1 protein-coding gene is annotated in these 584 nt (G+C 39.4%); it reads right to left on the bottom strand.

What is annotated here, in order from left to right; all coding sequences use genetic code 11:
* Positions 1–584: tyrosine-type recombinase/integrase (locus ACFIJS_RS09285; RefSeq protein WP_375651343.1), on the bottom strand; the 584-nt coding region annotated here is incomplete at both ends.

Below are 584 nucleotides of genomic sequence, written 5' to 3'. Positions count from 1 at the left end.
GTATAAAGGGATGCCATTTTATCTTCTGTCCAGCCAAAAAGCGCTTTCATTTGCGAAACTGTCGCACCAGCATTGGCTGCACGTGTTGCTGCTAATTTTCGCAATCCGTGCGCTGATTTTTTAATACCCGCCGCATTACATGCTTCACGAAAGAGGTTGCCAAAACTTTCTTTGACAAGCTTATTTCCACCTTTACCACAAATAAATGTTTCATTACCTATGGGACCAATTTTAAGGATTTCCTCTAGTTCTGGTAAAATAGGAAGAAAAACATCTGTTTTAAATTGGCTCTTTTCTGTTTTGAGATAAATGATATTATCTTTGACGTCTTTCCAGCCGATACGAACGGCATCACCACGACGCAAGCCTGTATAAAGAAGAACATCAATCCAGACGCGTTCATGTGTACCATGTGACCAACGGTGATAATATTTGTCTATGTCCTCTTCTAGCCATGGCTGTAATCCCTCACTGTTTAAAGATTTTGGTGCTTTTATATTAAAGGCAGGATTTCTATTTAAAAGGGCATTATCAACCGCCCAATTAAAGAGACTGTTTAAAGAGGTCAAAAAATGTTTTGCCGC

It is taken from the genome of Bartonella sp. OT172YNZD (genome assembly GCF_042193725.1).
Classification (GTDB): domain Bacteria; phylum Pseudomonadota; class Alphaproteobacteria; order Rhizobiales; family Rhizobiaceae; genus Bartonella; species Bartonella grahamii_A.
The sequence above is the reverse complement of the archived record's forward strand: the minus strand, read 5'-3'. Positions and strand labels throughout refer to the sequence as shown.